The sequence below is a fragment of the Bradyrhizobium sp. 195 genome (assembly GCF_023101665.1).
Lineage (GTDB): Bacteria > Pseudomonadota > Alphaproteobacteria > Rhizobiales > Xanthobacteraceae > Bradyrhizobium.
Genome location: NZ_CP082161.1, coordinates 3,213,044 through 3,227,102 on the forward strand (window position 1 = coordinate 3,213,044; position 14,059 = coordinate 3,227,102).

Sequence of the window (14,059 nt, forward strand, 5' to 3'; positions counted from 1 at the left end):
TGGCCGCATCCGGCCGGTTACTTCACCGCGGCGTCGATCGAATTGAACTTGTTGTTGAGCAGTGCGCCGCCCGTGCTGTTCACGATAGTGACGATCGCGAGCGCGATCCCCGCGGCAATCAGGCCGTACTCGATCGCGGTTGCAGCATTCTCATCGGCAAGGAACGACCTAAGCAAACGCATTGCCAACTCCTGTTCATCCGATCCAACGTATGGTCGCGTCGTCATCGGACTCGTAAATAGATCGAATAAGTCTTTATGCGCGCCAAAAGAATTAAGCCCGGGCGAGCGCGCCTCCGCTCATACGACGGCATCCATTAAATTAAGGTTCCATCGGTGCGTCCAAATGGATTCAAATCGGCGGACCCTCGCCGGCAGGGGCGGCGAAGCGCGGCGGGGCCGCTCGCCGCACCGGGAAGGGAGTGCCGCTTAACGGTTTGTTGAGGCTGTTTGTCGGCCATCGCTCATCCGCGCCGGCCACCCGCATTCAGCGCCCGCAACATGGCAATGCGGGCGAACATCACCCAGCCGCCGCCGGTTTCGGCTGCCTTGATCAAGGTCTCGATGGCGGTCTGCCAGTGCGCCTCGTGCTGGGCGTCCTCGGGCAGGTGCATGATGTAGTCCGCCGCCTGTTGAAGCGTGAGCAGCTCGCGTTTGTTGTCCACGCGAACGGGATCGTCGAACGCCGTCGACCAGGGCATGTCAGGCCGCCTGATCCGCGAGGGGTGACATCACGGCGTGATTGCAGATGCGATGCTGTCAGCCCGCCTTCTTCGCCCGCGCCGGCGCGCGCACCGGCTTGTCGGCGGCCTTTCTCGGGGCTTCCTTCGCCGTCTTCGCCGCAGCGTCCTTGCCGCCCTTGCCTGATATCGGCAGCAGCATCTCGCGCTGGCCCTCGACGCGCTTCTTTGGCTTCTTGGCCTTGGCGGTCTCCTTCGCAGTCTCCTTGGCGACCTTCGCCGCGGGCGCTGTGTCCTTTTCGTTCGCGATGCTCTTTTTCAGCGCGTCCATCAAATTGATGACGTTGCCGCCGCTCTTCGGCGTGGCCTTGGCTGCGATCGGCATGCCCGAGCGCTTCTTGTTGATCAGATCGATCAGGGCGGACTCGTAATGGTCCTCGAACAGCTCGGGCTCGAACGCGCCGGACCTCTTCTCGACGATGTGTTTTGCGAGGTCGAGCATGTCCCTGGTGAGCTTCACGTCCTGAATGTCGTCGAAATATTCCTGCTCGCTGCGAACCTCGTAGGGATAGCGCAGCAGCGTGCCCATCAGCCCGCTCTCGAGCGGCTCGAGCGCGATGATGTGCTCGCGGTTGGTCAGCACCACGCGGCCGATCGCGACCTTGTCCATGCTGCGGATGGTCTCGCGGATCACGGCATAGGCGTCGTGGCCGACCTTGCCGTCCGGCACGAGATAATAGGGGCGGATCAGATAGCGATTGTCGATGTCGGCCTTCGGCACGAACTCGTCGATGTCGATCGTGTGGGTGGAATCGAGCGCGATGTCGTCGAGCTCGTCCTTGGTGACCTCGATATAGGTGTCGGTGTCGACCTTGTAGCCCTTGACGATGTCCTCGGAGGTCACCTCGTCACCGGTCTCGGCGTCGACCTTGAGGTACTTGATACGGTGGCCGGTCTTGCGGTTGATCTGGTTGAAGGAGACCTTCTCAGTATCCGAAGTGGCCGGATAGAGCGCAACCGGACAGGTCACGAGCGACAGACGCAGAAAACCCTTCCAATTGGCGCGGGGGGCCATGGGCTACTCCAAACGCAACAGGGACAGACGACTAGGATACCATCGGGGAACAACGAATCAAAGCAAGGTCGGTTGCTGAATCTTGCAACTGCGTTAACCGGCCGCCGGGCCTGCTGCCGCTGCCCGATCCGAGCGCAAAAGCCGGAACATCATATCCAATCACGCGTTGGCTTCGGACATCGGCTGCGAGGAGGTCGCGGCTATCGAAAGCGACATCCAGAGATTGAGGTCATCATGGCAACCACGCGAGAGCAGCATCAGATCGTGGAAACTCCGACCGAGGCGCGTCAGGGCGAGCCTGGGCCTTCGGTGGCGGCGCTGCTCGCCATCTCGACCGGACTTGCGATCCTGATCCTCGCCGTCGTCTGGTTCGTGTTCTTCCGGACCTGACGGCCGAATTCACGGGAAGGGCGGACCTTCCGGCGCGCCGCGGTATGCGGCACATTGCGCCCGCCATGCTGCCGGCTCGTCCGGTCGCAGGGCGGGCGCAGTCGCGTTGGCTGCAAACTCATCGTATATGACCAAAAAGTAACGCGGCCGGTTCCCGGCGTTCATATTGGGTTCACGCCGGAATTGCTCATCTGGTGCCGTGTTGATGCGGCCTATGTCTGGAGAGAAGCGTGCGCCTGCTCGTTGTTGAGGACGACCCCGATCTCAATCGCCAGCTCACCAAGGCGCTGACCGACGCCGGCTATGTCGTCGATCGCGCCTTCGACGGCGAGGAGGGGCATTATCTCGGCGACAACGAGCCGTATGATGCCGTCGTGCTCGACATCGGCCTGCCGAAGAAGGACGGCATCTCGGTGCTGGAGGCCTGGCGCCGCAACGGCCGCACCATGCCGGTCCTGATCCTCACCGCACGCGACCGCTGGAGCGACAAGGTGCAGGGCTTCGACGCCGGCGCCGACGACTATGTCCCCAAACCGTTCCACCTCGAGGAGGTGCTCGCGCGCATCCGCGCGCTGCTGCGCCGCTCGACCGGCCATGCCCAGAGCGAACTCAGCTGCGGTCCTGTTACCCTCGACACCCGGACCGGCCGGGTCAGCGTCTCCGGCAATCCGATCAAGATGACCTCGCACGAATATCGGCTTCTGGCCTACCTGATGCACCATTCCGGGCGCGTGGTCTCGCGCACCGAGCTGGTCGAGCACCTCTACGACCAGGATTTCGACCGCGACTCCAACACCATCGAAGTCTTCGTCGGCCGCATCCGCAAGAAGCTCGACGTCGACATCATCCAGACCGTCCGCGGCCTCGGCTATCTCCTGACCCCGCCGACCGCCTGACGCGTTCGGGCTTGACGGGCAGCCCGACAGGGGCCTTGGTCCGGACATGAGCTCTGACGCCCCGCCATCCTGCGCCTCCCGGGATCATTCCGATGCGCGCTAGTTCGCTTGCAAACCGCCTGTTCCTGTCGGCGACCGCTTGGCTCGTGGTGATCCTGGCCATCACCGGCGTGGTGCTGTCGTCGGTCTACAAGAGCGCCACCGAGCGCGCCTTCGACCGCCGGCTCAATCTCTATCTCCGCACCCTCATCGCCGAGGTCGCGACCCCCGACGAGCCGCCGGACCGTCAGTTCCAGTCGCTTGGTGAACCCCTGTTCGAGCTGCCGCTGTCGGGCTGGTATTGGCAGATCACGCGGACCGACACCGAAAAGCCGGAAGTGCGCTCCTCGCGCTCGCTCTGGGACAAGAAGCTGCCGAAGCTTGAAGAGCAGGGCGCCGAACTCACCGCCGCCGGCATTCGGCTGGCTTATGTCGACGGGCCCGAGGGGCAGAACCTGCGCATGGTCGAACGTCCCGTCGATCTCGGCGCCGACGGCAAGTTTCTGGTCAGCGTCGCCGGCGACGACACCGAGATCTTCGACGAGACGCGCAGCTTCGACTATTATCTCGGCGGCACCTTCACCGCGCTCGGCATCGTGCTGCTGCTGACGACCGTATTCCAGGTCCGTTTCGGCCTGGCGCCGCTGAAACGCATCTCCGAATCGATCGCCGACATCCGCTCCGGGCGGGCGGAGCGGCTCGAGGGCGAATTCCCGGTCGAGATCGCGCCATTGGCGCGCGAGACCAACGCCCTGATCGATGCCAATCGCGAGATCGTGGAGCGCGCGCGCACCCATGTCGGCAATCTCGCCCATGCGATCAAGACGCCGCTCTCGGTCATCGTCAACGAGGCCGGCGCCCACCTCGCCGATCCCTTCGCGACCAAGGTGATGGAGCAGGCGGATGTGATGCGCGACCAGGTCGCCCACCATCTGGAGCGTGCGCGCATCGCCGCGCGGGTCTCGGTGGTCGCGACCGTGACGGAGGTGGCGCCTGCCATCGAGGCGCTGCGGCGGACCATGGAGAAGATCCATCGCGATCGCGACATCGTGGTCGAAGCCAAGGCCGATCCGTCGGCAAAATTTCGCGGCGAGCGCCAGGATCTGGAGGAGATGGTCGGCAATCTCGTCGACAATGCATGCAAATGGGCGGCCTCGCGCGTCTTCATCGAGGTCCTGGTGGAGACGCCGCACAAGGCGGGGGCCGGCCCGCGTCTGCGCATCATCGTCGACGACGACGGCCGCGGTCTGTCGGAGGCCGAGCGCGCCCAGGTCTCCCGGCGCGGCCAGCGGCTCGACGAATCCAAGCCCGGCTCGGGCCTGGGGCTCTCGATCGTGACCGACCTCGCCGCGCTCTATGGCGGCAGCCTCTCGCTCGGCGGCGCGCCGACCGGCGGCCTGCGCGCCGACCTGGTCCTTCCGGGAGTATAATCCCTTGTTCCGTCGCGCTTTTTCGTCTTCGCCAAGTCCCGGCCAAAGCCAACCGGAGGGATTCCGTCCGACTTCCTAAACGGCTTCTTAAGTGGGCCCTCCTATGATCGCGCCCGGACGCATCCCATGTCCGCCATTTTACCGTGCATTACCCGGGCGCATGAGCCAGACATCGATCGAGCGGCTGAGGGAATATCTCGCGCAGCTCCCGCCGCAGGCGCAGGCCCTGCTGATGCGGGAGTTCGAGCGCGCGCTGGAGCGCGGCCAGGACACGGCTGTCGCGACCCTCGTACTCGATCAGTTGCGCAAGATCGTCCGCAAGACCGAAGCCGACGAGGCTGCGCCGCCGCGGACGGATGATCTGTCGCGGCTGCTGTTCCAGGTGTTGGAACCGTTCCTGGTCGAGGCGGGCCCCCCGACCCGGGTCGGGCAGATTCGCCGCTCCTCGCTGCATCCGATCTGGCAATGGCTCGGCCGCGACGGCGCCCCGGACAAGGTGAAGGAATTCGAGGCGGCGCTGGCGCGCATGCCGGCAGACAGTGCAGGGCAGGTCGAGGCGCTGGCCTCGAGGCTCCAAGCGGTGGCTGCGGACGCCATTTTCGAGCTGACGGGTCCCGGCGGCGGCGACAAGTCGCGCGCGCTGGCTCGGGTCGGCCCGCCCAACGTGATCGAGGACCTCTATTCGATCGGAGCGTTGCTTCAGGTCCGGGAGGCCATCGCCAGCCTGAACGAGAAGCTGCCGCGCACCCTGCGCGCTTTCGGCGATTCCCAGATCGCCTCGGTGACGTCGGCGCTCAACATTCCGGTGCTTCAGACCCCGCAGATGCTGCCCTTCGCGCTGTCGACCGTGGTGCAGCGGATGACCGCCCCGTGGCAGATCATTCGCCTCGCCATCAAGATTGCTGCGTCCGACGACGAGATCCGCGTCGCGGCGACGCCCTATGGCGTCGCCGTCACGATCGCGCTGCACGACTTGTCCTGTGTTGCCGCAACCCTGCGCATGGACATCAAGCGCGGCCATTTCGACAACGTTGCCGGCAATCTCAAGGCGTTGCACGACGGCGTGCGCGGCCTGCGCACCGAGCTCGACCTGCGCAACGATTCCGCCTGGGGCAAGCAGTTGACCTCGATCCGGGCCGACATCTCCAATGCATTGCAATCCGAGATCGACAGCGTTCCCGGCCGCGTTCGCCGCATCCTGCGCCAGCGACCCGAGAAAGATATTCCGCCGGGGGCGCGGATCGACGGCACCGAGGTGGAGGAAACCGCGGCGCTGATCGATTTCGTCGCGACCTGCCGCAACTATGCGAGCGAGCTTGCGATCAACGAAGTGACGCTGCGCACCTATTCCGACCTTCAGCAGTATGTCGAACGCTCGACCGAGCAATTGGTGCAGTCGCTGCGCGCCGCCGATCACAAGGTCCGCACCTATCGGCAACAGCAGGTGCAGGCCGCGATCCGCTTTTGCCAGGTGCTGTTCGGCGACGATTACGCCTCGCTGATGAGCCGGGCCGCGGAGAACGCGGCGACCGGCGAGCGCAAATCGTCGCGCGCAAGCTGACCCAAGCGCATATTTTCGTGATCACAATTTGTGGTTGACGGTGCCGGTGGCGCGCCGTACGGTCCCCGTGCAAGTCCGGGGAACTTCTATTTGTGGGCGCATGAAACCCGTTATCAGCTCCATCGAAATTGAGAACCGCGTCATTGTTGCCAAGTATCAAAGACTGATGGTCGGCGCCAAGGTGGTGGTGGTCGAGAAGGCGAGCGGTCGGCAACTGTCCGAGACGATCACAAGGGTTGCGTCTCCGGTTCCGGTCGGTGCGGTGCGCATCAAATTGCCGGATGCAGTCCAGCCGGGAACATACTTCCTGAAGGCCTTCAACGGGCACGGCGAGGACGCCGCGCAAAGCGCGGAGTTCGAAATCGGCTAAGCCGTTGGATTTTCACCGTTTCGGGACTGTGTGCGGTCGCGTCGAATTGACAATTGTCAATTGCCGCATCGTCCGGCCGTGGTGTAAAGCCAGCTATGGGCGCGGTTCGTGCGCTGCCGGAAGCTTGCCAGATGACGCTATGGTTCGTGTTCGCGCTGATGACGGTCGCGGCGATTTTCGCCGTGCTCTTGCCGCTTGGCCGCAACGGACGCGCGCAAGACCAGGGCAGCGAGGTCGCGGTTTACAAGGACCAGTTGGCCGAGATCGAGCGTGATCTCGCCGCAGGCTTGATCCCCGCGCCAGACGCCGAGGCGGCGCGCGTCGAAATCAGCCGCAGGCTGCTCGCCGCGGCCGCGAGCGAATCCGCTGTGGCGCCGACGTCGAATCTCAAATGGCGTCGCGCGGCGGCGGTGCTGGCGCTCGCCGGCCTGCCGCTCATTGCGATCGGCGTCTACATGCCACTCGGTTCGCCCCAGCTTCAGGACTTTCCCTTGGCGGAGCGGGAGCGCGGATCCGGGTCCGGCATGGCGCAGTCGCTCGAGAATCTCGTGGCGCAGGTCCAGGACCATCTGGAGAAGAATCCGACCGACGGGCGCGGTTGGAACGTGCTCGCGCCGGTGCTGGAGCGGCTCGGCCGTTTCGACGACGCGGTGCGCGCCTATCGCAACTCGCTCACCTACAATGGCGAGAGCGCGGAGCGCCGGTCCGATCTCGGCGAAGCGCTCTCGGCCGCCGCCGGCGGTGTGGTGACCGCCGAGGCCAAGACTGAATTCGAGCGTGCACGCGCCCTGAACCTTGACGATCCCAAGGCGAACTATTTCCTCGGCCTCGCCGCCGAGCAGGACGGCCGCAAGGACGATGCTGCCAATATCTGGCGCGCGCTGCTTGCGAAGGCGCCGGCGGATGCGCCGTGGCGTGCCCTGGTGCAGTCCTCGCTGGTGCGCGTCGGCGGCGGCGGCACGATGCCGGCGCTGTCGGATGAAACGATTGCTGCTTCCAAGGAAATGGCCGAAGGCGATCGCAACGCGATGGTGCGCGGCATGGTCGAACGTCTGGCCACCCGGCTGAAGCAGAACGGCGACGACGTCGAGAGTTGGCTGCGCCTGGTGCGCGCCTATCTCGTGATGGGCGAACGGGACAAGGCCATGGGGGCATCGGCCGACGCCCGGCAGGCGGTTGCCAGCGACGCCGAGCGGCTTCGCCAGCTCAACGAAGGCCTCAGGACTCTCGGGCTCGGCGGATGACGATGTCGGGACGAGACGAGCGGAGAATTGATACGCCATGACGCGCAAGCAGCGACGTATGACCATCATCGGCGGCTCGCTCGCCGTGCTCGCGCTCGCGGCCGCGCTGGTGCTCAACGCACTGCGCGATTCCATCGTGTTCTTCTCGACCCCGACCATGGTCGCCGAGAAGCATGTCGAGCCCGGCAAGCGGTTTCGCCTCGGTGGGCTGGTGCAGCCCGGTTCGCTCCATCGCGGCGACAATCTCGCGGTGACCTTCGAGGTCGCCGACGGTGGCGCCAAGCTTCCGGTGGCTTACAAGGGCATCCTGCCCGACCTGTTCCGCGAGGGTCAGGGCGTCGTCGCCGAAGGCGCGCTCGACGCCGATGGCGTGTTCAAGGCCGACACCGTGCTCGCTAAGCATGACGAGACCTACATGCCCAAGGACGTCGCCGACGCCCTGAAGAAGCAGGGGCACTGGAAGGACGATTACGACGGCAAAGCTTCGGGCGGTAGCAAGACTCAAGCCACGACGGCGCAGGGCAATCCGCAGGGAGCGGTGCGGTGATCGCGGAATCAGGACATTACGCGCTGGTGCTGGCGCTTGGGCTCGCACTGATCCAGTCGATCGTGCCGTTGATCGGTGCGCGCCTGCACGATGCCGCGCTGATGAACGTGGCGCGCTCCACGGCGCTGGCGCAGCTCCTGTTCGTCGGTGCCTCGTTCGTAGCTCTCGTCATGCTGCACGTGAACTCGGACTTCTCCGTCGCCAACGTCTACGAGAATTCCCACTCGATGAAGCCGCTGCTCTACAAGATCACCGGCGTGTGGGGAAACCATGAAGGCTCGATGCTGCTGTGGGTGGCGATCCTCGCCTTGTTCGGCGGGCTGGTCGCGGCTTTCGGCAACAATCTGCCGCTGTCGCTGCGCGCGCATGTGCTCGCGGTGCAGGCCTGGGTCGCCAGCGCCTTCTACCTCTTCATCCTCGTGACATCGAATCCGTTCCTGCGCATCGCCAATCCGCCGATCGAGGGACGCGATCTCAATCCGGTGCTCCAGGACATCGGGCTCGCCGTGCATCCGCCGATGCTCTATCTCGGCTATGTCGGTTTCTCGATCTCCTTCTCCTTCGCGATCGCGGCGCTGATGGAGGGACGGATCGACGCGGCCTGGGCGCGCTGGGTGCGGCCGTGGACGCTGGTCGCCTGGATCTTCCTGACGCTCGGCATCGCCATGGGTTCGTACTGGGCCTATTACGAGCTCGGTTGGGGCGGCTGGTGGTTCTGGGATCCGGTTGAGAACGCCTCGCTGATGCCGTGGCTCTCCGGCACCGCGCTGTTGCATTCCGCCCTGGTGATGGAAAAGCGCAACGCGCTGAAGGTCTGGACCATCCTGTTGTCGATCCTGACCTTCTCGCTGTCGCTGCTCGGCACCTTCCTGGTGCGCTCGGGCGTCATCACATCGGTGCACGCCTTCGCCACCGATCCCACCCGCGGCGTGTTCATTCTGCTGATCCTCTGCCTGTTCATCGGCGGCAGCCTGGCGCTGTTCGCGGGCCGCGCCACCTCGTTGAAGCAGGGCGGCCTGTTCGCGCCGATCTCGCGCGAGGGCGCGCTGGTCCTGAACAATCTGCTGCTCACGGTCGCCTGCGCGGTCGTGCTGTTCGGCACGCTCTATCCGCTGGCGATGGAGATGCTCGCCGACTTCAAGATGTCGGTCGGAGCGCCCTTCTACAACCTCACCTTCGCGCCGCTTTTCACCCTGTTGCTGCTTGCCGTGCCGTTCGGCCCGATGCTGGCGTGGAAGCGCGGCGATCTGCTCGGCGTGACGCAGCGCCTGCTCGCGGCCGGCGTTGCCGGGCTCGTCGCCGTCGCCATTGCCTGGGGCTGGGCGCGCGGCGGCAGTGCGCTGGCGCCGCTGGCGATCGGCCTTGGCATCTTCGTCATCGCCGGCGCCGTCACCGACATCGTCGAGCGGACCGGCCTCGTGCGGCTGCCGTTCGCAACGGTGCTGCACCGGGCGCGTGGCCTGCCGCGTTCGGCCTGGGGCACGGCGTTTGCGCATGCCGGCCTCGGCGTGGCGCTGATCGGAATCGTCTGCGAGACCACCTGGAACAGCGAACATATCGCGACGATGAAGCAGAACGACGTCGCCCACATCGCCGGCTTCGACGTGAAGCTCGACGGGTTGCTGCAGCGTCAGGGCCCGAACTACCGCGAGATGATCGCCGAGTTCAACGTCAGCCGTGATGGCGAGACCCTCAGCGTCATGACGCCCTCCAAGCGCAGCTTCACCACCCGCGGCTCGTCGACCACCGAGGCCGCGCTGCTGACGCGCGGCGCGAGCCAGCTCTACATTTCGCTTGGCGATGCCACCGCCGAGGGCGCCATCGCCGTGCGCATCTATCACAAGCCGCTGGTGCTCCTGATCTGGTGGGGGCCGGTGCTGATGGCGTTCGGCGGCGTGCTGTCGCTGTCCGATCGACGCCTGCGGGTCGGCGCGCCGAAACCGGCGCGGGCCAAGCAGCGCCTTCAGCCGGCGGAGTGATCCGATGCGCCGGATGATGGCCGCGTTCGCCCTGCTGATGCTGCTGGCCTTGCCTGCGGCGCACGCGGTGCAGCCCGACGAGATCATGTCGGATCCCGCCAAGGAAGCCCGTGCACGAGAATTGTCGCGCGAGCTTCGCTGCATGGTCTGCCAGAACCAGTCGATCGACGATTCCGATGCACCGCTGGCGCGCGATCTGCGGCTCTTGGTGCGCGAGCGCATCGGCGCAGGCGACAGCAACTCGCAGGTGCTCGACTTCCTGGTCGCGCGCTACGGCGAATTCGTGCTGCTGAAACCACGCTTCGCGCGTCAGAACCTGCTGCTGTGGCTGCTCGGGCCGCTGCTGCTGATCGGCGGCGGGCTGGCGCTGTGGCTGCAAATCCGCCGGCGCGCGCGAAGCGGTGCGGACGTGCCAGCTCCGCCGCTCACGCCCGAGGAAGAAGCGCGTCTCGCCGCATTGATGTCGGACGAAGCGAAGTCTTCGTAGCCGTCTGACCTAGGCTCAGGACCTATCAATTCGATGCGCCGCCGCACACGCCCCTCAGAAGGCTAGAAAAGCGCGTAGCTTGGGCATGACACGGTCTCCGCATTGTAAATCCGGTGCTTGTGCCCATATTCCCACGCATGAGAGAAGGGACCGCTAATGCCCCTAAGCCGTCGAGCGATCCTTGGGGCTGCGGCATCAGCCCCACTTGCCGTTTCTTTTCCGACAGGAGCCAGCGTGGCGCAGAGCCTTCAGGCACGCAGTGGACCCAAGCCGCTGACAGTCAGTTTTCCAAGCGGCGACGGCTTCGTCGTTGGCCACCTCTATCTGCCTGAGGGCTATGAACCTAGCGGGCGTTACCCAGCGGTGGCCGTCGGAGGCTCCCTGACGTCCGTGAAGGAGCAAATGGGCGGCATCTACGCAGGCGAGATGGCCCTGCGCGGCGTGATGGCTCTAGCTATTGACTACCGCAATTACGGGGAAAGCAGCGGTGCGATGCGCCAGTGCGAGGACCAGGCTTCCAAAGTCGTGGATTTGTCGGCTGCGCTGCGTTTTCTGACGAAGCGTCCCGATGTATCTCGTACAGGGCTCTTAGGGATATGCACTTCGGGTGGAACCGCCCTTTACGCGGCGGCCGAAGACCGAAATGTGCGCGCTGTGGCGACCGTGGCAGGCTTCTTCTCCGACCCCGCAATAGTGCAGATGATCTTTAAGGGAGCGGACGGCGTTGAGCGCCGCCGTGCCGAAGGTCGCGCGGCACGAAAGCGTTTCGACGAGACCGGCGTCATCGACCTCATTTCCGCCTACGATCCCAACGACCAGACCGCGGTGAGCACGACCCCGAGCCAATACTATATGGATCAGACTCGTGGTGGTGGTGTGCGTGCCTGGCGTAACGCCTTCGCGGTCATGGCATGGGAGTCCTGGCTCGACTTCGATCCTGTGTCGCAGGCTTCGCGCGTGGTCGCGCCGACCCTTGTCATTCACTCGGATGGAGCTGCATTTCCGAACCAAGCACGCAAGGTACATGAACGTCTAGCCGGGCCAAAAGAATTGCACTGGACGGAGGGAGCGCACTTCGACTTTTACGACCAAGCTGATTCGGTGCATAAGGCTGCCGATCGGGTCGCAGCGCACTTTCGGACCACGCTCGGCTAGGCTCAAACTCGCTACCCATTGCGGCTTTTGAAGTGGATTGATTCATTGACGCCACGCAGGAGATCACGCGCAGCGCCCAGGACGCCGCGCGCGGCACGCTCGACGTCTCCAATCACATCGTCCAGATCACCTCGACCTCCGCCGAGACGGGCCGAATGGCCGCCGAGGCGCGTGATTCTGCGGTCGACCTGTCGCAGCAGGCGGCGACCTTGAAGCGCGAAGTCGACGTGTTCATCGTCACCGTCAGGGCGAGCTGAGAGCCCCAAAAAAGCTGCCTTCGCGCTCGTCACAGGAACTCGATTAAGTTCCTGTAAGGCCACGATTTTCCGCCTGCGCTGAACTGCCGCATCCGCTCAGTCCCTTCATTACAAAAGTTTAACCCGCTCGCCAGCGCGCGGTAAGGCGGGAGCCCCCATCTTCAGGTCCGTAAGGCGCCGCCCTCAGGCACCAAATGGATTTCAAGGCCCTGGAGATCTCTGCATGACCGACCGTCCCGACCTTTCGAACCTTCCGTCCTACCGGCAGACCCGCTCGGTCTTCTCTGCGCGCAAGTTCGCGCTGATGGCCTCGGTCGTCGCCGGCCTCGGCGCGGCCGTCTATGGCTTCAGCCCGTCGACCTCGCCGGCCGACCTGTTCTCGAGCCCGGCGCATGCGCAGGTCAACAACGAGGTCCGGAAGGTCGAACGTCCCATCGGCTTCGCCGACATCGTCGAGCGCGTGAAGCCCTCGGTGATCTCGGTGAAGGTCAACATCAAGGAGAAGACCGCGAGCAATGACGATGGTGATGACGCCCAGTCGCCGTTCCAGCCGGGCTCGCCGATGGAGCGCTTCTTCCGCCGCTTCGGCGGTCCGGACGGCATCCCCGGTCTGAAGGGTGGCGGCCGCGGCCGCGTCGTGCAGGGTCAGGGCTCCGGCTTCTTCATCTCGGCCGACGGTTTCGCCGTGACCAACAACCATGTGGTCGACGGCGCCGACAAGGTCGAGGTCACCACCGACGACGGCAAGACCTACACCGCCAAGGTGATCGGTACCGACCAGCGCACCGACCTTGCTTTGATCAAGGTCGAGGGCAGCTCGACCTTCCCCTTCGCCAAGCTCGCCGACAGCAAACCGCGGATCGGCGACTGGGTGCTCGCGGTCGGCAATCCCTTCGGCCTCGGCGGCACCGTGACCGCAGGCATCGTTTCGGCGAGCGGCCGCGACATCGGCAACGGTCCCTATGACGATTTCATCCAGATCGACGCGCCCGTGAACAAGGGCAATTCCGGCGGTCCGGCCTTCGACACCAATGGCGAGGTGATGGGCGTCAACACCGCGATCTACTCGCCCTCCGGCGGCAGCGTCGGCATCGCGTTCTCGATTCCGGCGAGCACCGTGAAGAGCGTGGTCGCCCAGCTCAAGGACAAGGGCTCGGTCAGCCGCGGCTGGATCGGCGTGCAGATTCAGCCCGTCACGTCCGACATCGCCGACAGCCTCGGCATGAAGAAGGCCGAAGGCGCGCTGGTGGCGGAGCCGCAGGCCAACGGTCCGGCCGCGAAGGCGGGCATCGAGTCCGGCGACGTCATCACCTCGGTGAACGGCGAATCCGTCAAGGACGCCCGAGAGCTTGCCCGCACCATCGGCGGCATGGCGCCCGGCGCGACCGTGAAGCTCAACGTGCTGCACAAGGGCCAGGACAAGGTCATCAACCTCACACTCGGCCAGTTGCCGAACACGGTCGAAGCCAAGGCCGACACCGACACTGACAGCGGCAAGGGTGCCAACAAGGGCACCGACGTGCCGAAGCTCGGGATGACCGTCGCGCCCGCCAATTCCGTGGCCGGTGCCGGCAAGGAAGGCGTTGTGGTCACCCAGGTCGATCCGAAGAGCGCCGCGGCCGAACGCGGCTTCAAGGAAGGCGACGTGATTCTCGAAGTCGGCGGCAAGAGCGTCGCTACCGCCGGCGAAGTCCGCGATGCCATCAGTACGGCGCGGACCGACAACAAGAACAGCGTCCTGATGCGCGTGAAGAGCGGCGGCCAGTCGCGCTTCGTCGCCGTGCCCATCGCCAAGGGGTAAGCCTCAGGAGGTTTTTGAGATGAAGGGTGTCGCCGGCATCAGTCGCCCCCGCCGTCGGCGCCCTTCGGGGAAGCAGCGTAATTTTCGCTTCCCCTATCTACCTTCCGGTGGAATTACGCCCCCCTCCGTCGGAAGGCCTAGGGCGGTGG

The 14,059-nt window shown here is 65.0% G+C and carries 14 protein-coding genes and 1 pseudogene; 12 read left to right on the plus strand and 3 right to left on the minus strand.

Going from position 1 to position 14,059, the window contains the following annotated elements:
• Positions 1-17 precede the first annotated feature (17 nt).
• The 3 genes from IVB26_RS14815 to ku all read right to left on the minus strand — a co-directional run bounded on the left by IVB26_RS14815 (position 18) and on the right by ku (position 1,754).
• Entirely contained in the window at positions 18-182 is a 165-nt protein-coding gene (locus IVB26_RS14815) for a Flp family type IVb pilin (RefSeq protein ID WP_246928962.1), read from the minus strand.
• A gap of 281 nt (positions 183-463) precedes the next feature.
• A complete protein-coding gene (locus IVB26_RS14820) occupies positions 464-700 on the minus strand; it encodes a hypothetical protein (RefSeq protein WP_247972330.1) in 237 nt (78 codons plus the stop codon).
• Between the two features lie 58 nt (positions 701-758).
• Positions 759-1,754, minus strand: coding sequence for a non-homologous end joining protein Ku (ku, locus tag IVB26_RS14825; protein ID WP_247972331.1), 996 nt, complete (start codon positions 1,752-1,754; stop codon positions 759-761).
• Positions 1,755-1,988: 234 nt separating this feature from the next.
• Here ku and IVB26_RS14830 point away from each other — a divergent pair, with 234 nt between their 5' ends.
• The 12 genes and pseudogenes from IVB26_RS14830 to IVB26_RS14880 all read left to right on the plus strand — a co-directional run bounded on the left by IVB26_RS14830 (position 1,989) and on the right by IVB26_RS14880 (position 13,910).
• On the plus strand, positions 1,989-2,144 hold the full coding sequence (locus tag IVB26_RS14830; protein WP_167406553.1) for a hypothetical protein: 156 nt from the start codon (positions 1,989-1,991) through the stop codon (positions 2,142-2,144).
• Positions 2,145-2,374: 230 nt separating this feature from the next.
• Positions 2,375-3,040 carry a response regulator transcription factor gene (locus IVB26_RS14835; protein WP_247972332.1) on the plus strand — a complete coding sequence of 222 codons (666 nt, stop codon included), beginning with the start codon at positions 2,375-2,377 and terminating at the stop codon, positions 3,038-3,040.
• 92 nt (positions 3,041-3,132) lie between these two features.
• On the plus strand, positions 3,133-4,509 hold the full coding sequence (locus IVB26_RS14840; RefSeq protein WP_247972333.1) for a sensor histidine kinase: 1,377 nt from the start codon (positions 3,133-3,135) through the stop codon (positions 4,507-4,509).
• A gap of 160 nt (positions 4,510-4,669) precedes the next feature.
• Complete coding sequence (locus IVB26_RS14845; protein ID WP_247972334.1) at positions 4,670-6,070, plus strand: hypothetical protein; 1,401 nt, start codon at positions 4,670-4,672, stop codon at positions 6,068-6,070.
• A gap of 100 nt (positions 6,071-6,170) precedes the next feature.
• Positions 6,171-6,440, plus strand: a complete 270-nt coding sequence (locus IVB26_RS14850) for a hypothetical protein (protein ID WP_247973167.1) — start codon at positions 6,171-6,173, stop codon at positions 6,438-6,440.
• A gap of 131 nt (positions 6,441-6,571) precedes the next feature.
• Positions 6,572-7,684: a c-type cytochrome biogenesis protein CcmI gene (gene ccmI / locus IVB26_RS14855; RefSeq protein ID WP_247972335.1), complete on the plus strand. Its 1,113-nt coding sequence runs from the start codon at positions 6,572-6,574 to the stop codon at positions 7,682-7,684.
• A 37-nt stretch (positions 7,685-7,721) separates the two neighbouring features.
• Positions 7,722-8,231, plus strand: a complete 510-nt coding sequence (gene ccmE, locus IVB26_RS14860) for a cytochrome c maturation protein CcmE (RefSeq protein ID WP_247972336.1) — start codon at positions 7,722-7,724, stop codon at positions 8,229-8,231.
• Positions 8,228-10,210, plus strand: a complete 1,983-nt coding sequence (locus tag IVB26_RS14865) for a heme lyase CcmF/NrfE family subunit (RefSeq protein ID WP_247972337.1) — start codon at positions 8,228-8,230, stop codon at positions 10,208-10,210. The genes ccmE and IVB26_RS14865 overlap by 4 nt, the downstream gene beginning before the upstream one ends.
• A 4-nt stretch (positions 10,211-10,214) precedes the next feature.
• Positions 10,215-10,697, plus strand: coding sequence for a cytochrome c-type biogenesis protein (locus tag IVB26_RS14870; RefSeq protein ID WP_247972338.1), 483 nt, complete (start codon positions 10,215-10,217; stop codon positions 10,695-10,697).
• Positions 10,698-10,931: 234 nt separating this feature from the next.
• Positions 10,932-11,852, plus strand: a complete 921-nt coding sequence (locus tag IVB26_RS14875; protein ID WP_247972339.1) for an alpha/beta hydrolase — start codon at positions 10,932-10,934, stop codon at positions 11,850-11,852.
• A 47-nt stretch (positions 11,853-11,899) separates the two neighbouring features.
• Positions 11,900-12,109, plus strand: a pseudogene (locus IVB26_RS43195) (methyl-accepting chemotaxis protein); the annotation flags it as partial.
• A 223-nt stretch (positions 12,110-12,332) separates the two neighbouring features.
• Positions 12,333-13,910, plus strand: a complete 1,578-nt coding sequence (locus IVB26_RS14880) for a Do family serine endopeptidase (protein WP_247972340.1) — start codon at positions 12,333-12,335, stop codon at positions 13,908-13,910.
• Positions 13,911-14,059: the final 149 nt, after the last annotated feature.

Excerpts from the sequence above, each read along its gene's own strand:
- IVB26_RS14815 (WP_246928962.1), bottom strand. The coding sequence starts at position 182 with ATGCGTTTGCTTAGGTCGTTCCTTGCCGATGAGAATGCTGCAACCGCG.
- IVB26_RS14820 (WP_247972330.1), bottom strand. The coding sequence starts at position 700 with ATGCCCTGGTCGACGGCGTTCGACGATCCCGTTCGCGTGGACAACAAA.
- ku (WP_247972331.1), bottom strand. The coding sequence starts at position 1,754 with ATGGCCCCCCGCGCCAATTGGAAGGGTTTTCTGCGTCTGTCGCTCGTG.
- IVB26_RS14830 (WP_167406553.1), top strand. The coding sequence starts at position 1,989 with ATGGCAACCACGCGAGAGCAGCATCAGATCGTGGAAACTCCGACCGAG.
- IVB26_RS14840 (WP_247972333.1), top strand. The coding sequence starts at position 3,133 with ATGCGCGCTAGTTCGCTTGCAAACCGCCTGTTCCTGTCGGCGACCGCT.
- IVB26_RS14845 (WP_247972334.1), top strand. The coding sequence starts at position 4,670 with ATGAGCCAGACATCGATCGAGCGGCTGAGGGAATATCTCGCGCAGCTC.
- IVB26_RS14850 (WP_247973167.1), top strand. The coding sequence starts at position 6,171 with ATGAAACCCGTTATCAGCTCCATCGAAATTGAGAACCGCGTCATTGTT.
- ccmI (WP_247972335.1), top strand. The coding sequence starts at position 6,572 with ATGACGCTATGGTTCGTGTTCGCGCTGATGACGGTCGCGGCGATTTTC.
- ccmE (WP_247972336.1), top strand. The coding sequence starts at position 7,722 with ATGACGCGCAAGCAGCGACGTATGACCATCATCGGCGGCTCGCTCGCC.
- IVB26_RS14870 (WP_247972338.1), top strand. The coding sequence starts at position 10,215 with ATGCGCCGGATGATGGCCGCGTTCGCCCTGCTGATGCTGCTGGCCTTG.
- IVB26_RS14880 (WP_247972340.1), top strand. The coding sequence starts at position 12,333 with ATGACCGACCGTCCCGACCTTTCGAACCTTCCGTCCTACCGGCAGACC.